This window comes from Plasticicumulans sp., assembly GCF_035331805.1.
Lineage (GTDB): Bacteria > Pseudomonadota > Gammaproteobacteria > Competibacterales > Competibacteraceae > Plasticicumulans.
Map to the genome: position 1 here is coordinate 1 of NZ_DAOLKE010000224.1, position 5,872 is coordinate 5,872.

Annotated in this window: 4 protein-coding genes; all 4 read right to left on the minus strand. The window is 70.2% G+C overall.

The window, feature by feature from the left end:
- The coding region (locus tag PKE44_RS13830) for an efflux RND transporter permease subunit (protein ID WP_324552177.1) at nucleotides 1-3,062 on the minus strand (3,062 nt) is incomplete at its 3' end.
- 6 nt (nucleotides 3,063-3,068) lie between these two features.
- Nucleotides 3,069-4,154, minus strand: a complete 1,086-nt coding sequence (locus tag PKE44_RS13835) for an efflux RND transporter periplasmic adaptor subunit (RefSeq protein ID WP_324552179.1) — start codon at nucleotides 4,152-4,154, stop codon at nucleotides 3,069-3,071.
- Nucleotides 4,155-4,344: 190 nt separating this feature from the next.
- Nucleotides 4,345-4,785: a hypothetical protein gene (locus PKE44_RS13840; protein ID WP_324552181.1), complete on the minus strand. Its 441-nt coding sequence runs from the start codon at nucleotides 4,783-4,785 to the stop codon at nucleotides 4,345-4,347.
- Nucleotides 4,786-4,824: 39 nt separating this feature from the next.
- A complete protein-coding gene (locus tag PKE44_RS13845) occupies nucleotides 4,825-5,625 on the minus strand; it encodes a sulfite exporter TauE/SafE family protein (protein ID WP_324552184.1) in 801 nt (266 codons plus the stop codon).
- Between the last annotated feature and the right edge of the window lie 247 nt (nucleotides 5,626-5,872).

A 5,872-nucleotide genomic window follows, 5' to 3' on the forward strand; every position in this document is an offset into this window, starting at 1 on the left:
TCCGGGTCTTCCCGTCCCGGCACATGCACGCTCTTGACGAGCAATGTATAGAACGCCGGCACCACGAACAGCGTCAGCAGCGTGCCGAGCGACAGGCCGCCGACGATGACCCAGCCGATCTGCTGGCGGGATTCGGCGCCGGCGCCGGTGGCGAGCGCGAGCGGGACGGCGCCAAGGACCATGGCGGCGGTGGTCATCAGGATCGGGCGCAGGCGCAGGCGGGCGGCTTCGGTGACGGCAGCGAAGCGGTCGCTGCCCTGGGCGCGTAACTGGTTGGCGAATTCGACGATCAGGATGCCGTTCTTCGTGATCAGGCCGACCAGCATGACCATGCCGATCTGCGAATAGACGTTCAGCGTGCCGCCGGTCATGAGCAGCGCCGCGAGCGCGCCGGTCATCGCCAGCGGCACGGTCAGCATGATCACGAACGGCGACACGAAACTCTCGAACTGCGCGGCGAGCACGAGATAGATCACGGCGAGCGCCAGCACGAAGGTGATGTACAGCGTGCCGCCGGATTCGCGGAATTCGCGCGACTGGCCATCGAGCGCGGTCGCGCGCGTCGGGCCGAGCACCTCGGCGGCGGTGGCGTCGAGGTGATCGAGCGCCTCGCCGAGCGTCGTGCCGGGTGCGAGGTTCGCCGAGATCACGCTCGCGCGCAGGCGGTTGAAGTGGTTGAGTTCCTTGGCGGCGACGGTTTCCTTCACCTCGACGAGGTTGGAAAGCTGCACCAGCCGGTCATTGGAACCGCGCACGAAGATCGCTTCGAGGTCGGCCGGCGTCACGCGGTCGCCGGCACCGAGCTGCACGATCACGTCGTACTGGCGGCCCTCGCGCTTGAAGCGCGTGACCTGCCGGCCGCCGAGCAGGGTTTCGAGCGCGCGGCCGATGTCATCGACGCGCACGCCGACGTCGGCGATCTTGTCGCGCTTCAGCTGCACGGTGAGCTGCGGCTTGTTCAGGCGCAGGTCCGAATCGACGTTGGCCAGGCCCGGGTACTGGCGCAGCTTCGCAAGCAGCGCATCGACGTTGCGCGACAGCTCCGGATAGCTGTTGGCCTGGATCACGAACTGCACCGGCGGGTTGCGGAAGCTCTGCCCGAGCGAGGGCGGATTGATCGGGAAGGCGAGCACGCCGGGCAGGCCGAACATCTTCGGCGCCAGCGACTTCGCGATGTCCTGCTGGCTGCGCGCGCGTTCCTCCCAGGGCTTGAAGCGGATGAACGACAGCGCGCTGTTGACCGGATTCGGCCGCTCCAGCCCCGGCGCGACCACGGCGAAGTAGTTGTTCAGCTCCGGGATGTCGTTCAGGAAGGTCTCGATCTGGCGCGCGTAGCCGTCGGTGTAGGCGAGCGTCGAGCCTTCCGGCGCGACGACGACGCCGATGATGAAACCGCGGTCCTCGACCGGCGACAGCTCCGATTTCATCTGCGTGAACAGCCAGGCGCAGACCAGCGTGGTGCCGGCGAACAGGATCAGCACCAGCCAGCGCGCGCGCAGCGAGGCCGAAAGCACGCGCACGTAGCCGCGCGTCATGCCCTCGATGCCGTGCTCGATGGCGAGGAACACGCGGCCGTGCTGGGCGTGGCCGCCCTTCAGCAGCCGCGAGCACATCATCGGCGTCAGCGTCAGCGCCACGAAGCCCGACACCAGCACCGCCGCCGCGACCGCGAGCGCGAACTCGGTGAACAGCCGCCCGGTGTTGCCGGTCGCGAAGGCGAGCGGCGTGAACACCGCGGCGAGCGTCAGCGTCATCGCCACGACCGCGAAGGCAATCTCGGCCGAGCCCTTGAGCGCCGCGCGAAACGGCGTCATGCCTTCCTCGATGTGGCGGTGGATGTTCTCCAGCACGACGATGGCGTCATCGACCACCAGCCCGATCGCCAGCACCATGCCGAGCAGCGTCAGCACGTTGATCGAGAAGCCGAGTGCGTACAGGAAGATGCAGGCCCCGACCAGCGACACCGGGATGGTCACGAACGGGATCAGCGTTGCGCGCACGCTGCGCAGGAAGAAGAAGATCACGAGGATCACGAGCACCATCGCCTCGACCATCGTGTGGTAGACGGACTCGATGGCCTTCTCGATGAACACCGTGCTGTCGAAGCCGATGTCGACGCGCATGCCGGCCGGCAGGCCGTCGCGGATGACCGGCAGCAGCGCCTTGACCGCCTGCGCGACCGCGAGCGTGTTGGCGCTCGACTGCTTGACGATGCCGAGGCCGACGGCGTTGCGGCCGTTGTAGCGCACGATGTTGCGCTCGTCGGCGGCGCCGAGTTCGGCGCGCCCGACATCGGAGAGCCGGATCGGATAGCCGTTGGCTTCCTTGATGATGAGCTTCTCGAACTGCGCAGCCGTGGTCAGGTCGGCGGCGGCGAGCACCGAGAACTCGCGCTGGCTGGATTCGATGCGCCCGGCCGGAATCTCGACGTTCTGACGGCGCAGGGCGTCCTCGACATCGGCCGGGGTCAGCGCGTAGGCGGCGAGGCGGTCGCGGTCGATCCAGAGGCGCATCGCGTAGCGGCGCTCGCCGCCGATGATCACCGAGGCCACGCCGGGCAGCGTCTGCAGGCGGTCCTTGACGTTGCGGTCGGCGTAGTCGGTGATCTCCAGCGCCGTCTGCGTGTCGCTCGAGAACGCCAGCCACAGGATCGCCTGCGCGTCGGCCTCGATCTTGGCGATCACCGGCTCGTCGATGTCGTCCGGCAGTTGCGCGCGCACGCGCGAGACCTTGTCGCGCACGTCGTTGGCGGCGGCGTCGATGTTGCGTTCGAGCTTGAACTCGACGGTGATCTGGCTGACTTCCTCGCGCGACACCGACTTCATCTGCTTGACGCCTTCGATGCCGGCCAGCGAATCCTCCAGCACCTGCGTCACGCGCGATTCGATGATCTCGGCGCTCGCGCCCTTGTAGACCGTGCGCACCGACACGACCGGCGCGTCGATGTTCGGGTACTCGCGCACGGCGAGGCGCGTGTACGCGATGAAGCCGATCAGCACGATCATCAGGCTCATGACCGTCGCGAACACCGGCCGGCGGATCGAAAGATCAGGCAGCACCATGGCGGCTCAGCCCCCCTGTCTGGCGCCGGCGGCCGGCGGCGCGGCCGGTTCGGCGATCTTCACGGCGGCGCCGGGGCGCAGCTTCATCTGGCCGTCGGTGACGACCTGCGCATCGGCAGCAAGCCCGTTCTTCACCTCGACCTTGCCGGCCTGACGCAGGCCGAGTTCGACCGGCACGCTTTCGGCCTTGCCGTCCTTCACGACGTAGACCAGCGTCTGGCGGCCGACCGGCCAGATGGCCTCCTCGGGGATCACCAGCGCCTGCTCGCGGCGCGCGATCTCCAGCTGCACGCGCGCGAACACGCCGGGGCGCAGCAGGCCCTCGGCGTTGGCGAGCCGGGCGCGCACCAGCACCGTGCGCGTGATCTCGTCGAGCGTCGGGTCGATGGCGAGGATCTCGCCGCGGAAGTCGCGCTCGGCGTAGGCGTCGATGCGCACCGCGACCGGCTGGCCGACCTTCAGGCGCGCGAGCTGCACCTCGGGCACGCGGAAATCGAGCTTGATCGGATTCAGGCTGTCGAGCCGGGCGATGTCCTGGCCCGGCGACACGTAGGCGCCGGGGCTGACCGCGCGCAGGCCGACCGTGCCGGCGAAGGGCGCGTGGATCACGGTCTTGTCGAGGCGCACGCGGTCGAGGTCGAGCTGCGCGCGCGCCTGATCGAGCTTGGCGCGGGCGTTGTCGAGGTCCTGCTGGCTGGCGAGGCGGCTGCGGTCGAGGTTGCGCTGGCGCTCGAAGTTCAGCTCGCTCAGCGTCACGTCGGCCTGGCTGCCGGCGACTTGCGCCTTGTATTCGGCCGGGTCGAGCGTCACCAGCGGCGCGCCGGCGGCGATCGGCTCGCCCTCGCGGAAGTGGATGGTCTGGATGCGGCCGGCGATCTCGGGGCGGATCAGCACCGACTCGTTGGCGCGCAGCGTGCCGACCGCGGTCAGCGTCTCGATGACGGTCTCGCGCGCGACCGGCACGACCTTGACCGGCGTCGCCGGCGGCCCGCCGGCCTGCTGGGCGTGCAGCGGCGGCGCGACGGCGAGCACGGTGACGGAGGGCAGCGCGCGCAGCAGGCGGCGCAGGGCGGAGAGCTCAAAGCGGAACATCGGCGGCGGTTCCTCGCTTGCGGGCGACAGGCGTCCGGCCACGACGGGCCACGGATGCGCGAGATGCGGCGAGCGGCCGGAGCCGGCCGTGCGCCGTTACGGGCGGGGATTGTGCGCGCGTCGGGCGAGGGCTCCGGCTCTGCGCGCCGGTATGGCTACCATGCAGGAGCGGCCGAAGCGTGCGGCGTGGTCAGCGCCGGTCGCGGCTGTTCTCGCGGGCGTCCTGCTTCAGCATCTCGTTGTACTCGCGCATGACGACCATCTGGGCCGCGGTCTGGAACGGCGCGCCGGGCTGCGTGCGGCACCAGTCTTCCAGCCATTCCTCCCAGTTCTGCGGCTTGGCGATGTCGGTCCAGTTCAGGTGGCGCGTGTCGATCACGTCGGCCGTGGTCGGCGAGCCGACGTTGATCGCGCTGAGATACCCGAGCAGCCACTGCCGGTAGGCCTCGCGTTCGGCCGTGCCGCGCGCCGTGGCGCTGAAGCCGGCGCAGGTCGAGGTGCCGAGGCCGACGACCTTCCAGGCCGGCACGGCGTTGCCGTACGGATAGCCGCCGGCGGGAGGCGCGCAGCCGGTGGCGAGGGCGATGGCGGCGAGCAGTGCGGCGGCGGCGGGGCGGGGCAGGGTGGACACGAGGGCAGTCCTCTGGCCGGTGACGGAGACGGTCGCGCTTCAGCCGAACAGCATCTTCAGTCCGACCAGCGCGAGGAAGCCCGCGAAGATGCGTCTGAGCAGCGTCGTCGGCAGCGTATGCGCGAGTCTGGCACCGAGCGGCGCCGTCAGCATGCTCGCCGCGGCGATGCCGGCGCCGGCCGTGAGGCTGACGTAGCCGAGCGCGCCGGAGGGCAGCAGCGGCTCGTTCCAGCCGGCGGCGACGTAGCCGAGCGCGCCGGACACCGCGATCGGCAGGCCGACGGCGGCCGAGCTGGCGACGGCGTTGCGGATCGGCACCTGGCACCAGGTCAGGAAGGGCACGGTCAGCGAGCCGCCGCCGATGCCGACGACGCCGGACACCGCGCCGATGAGGCCGCCGGTGAGCGCCATGCCGACGCGCCCCGGCAGCCGGTGCTGGCCGGCGGGCTGCGCGCCGAGCGCGATCTGCGCCGAGACGGCGAGCACGAAGATCGCGAACACCAGCTTCAGCGTCGCGGTTGGCAGCGCATCGGCGATCTGCGCGCCGAGCCAGGCGCCGACGACGATGCCGGGCGCGAGCCGCGTTACCGGCTCCCACAGCACCGCGCCGCGGCGATGATGCGCGCGCACCGAGGACACCGACGTGAACACGATGGTCGCGAGCGAGGTGCCGAGCGCCAGATGCATGACGATGCCGTCATCGACGCCCTGCGTGTGGAACACCCAGGCGAGCGCCGGCACGATCACCAGACCGCCGCCGATGCCGAGCAGGCCGGCCATGACGCCGGCGAAGGCGCCGACCGCGAGACAGATCAGGAGGGTTTGCAGCAGTTCGGGCACGGGCGCGCTTCGTCCAGGATCAGGAAAAACAACGGAAAACCGGCGCGGCTTCGCGGGCGGACACAGGCGGCGGGCGCCGGCATTTGTGCTAGATTGCGCGCGGTTTTTCGCAAGCCCCCGCGCCGCGCGCCGGCGCGGCCCCGCATTCTAACGACAGTCCGTCCCGCCCGGCGATCGCCCGGCGGCGGTCGACGGACATGCATCCAGGGATATCCGGCATGAAGGTTCAGACTGTCTGCGTCCTCGG

Bases quoted from the DNA above. Each gene is read 5' to 3' on its own strand.
- PKE44_RS13835 (WP_324552179.1), bottom strand. From the start codon at position 4,154: ATGTTCCGCTTTGAGCTCTCCGCCCTGCGCCGCCTGCTGCGCGCGCTG.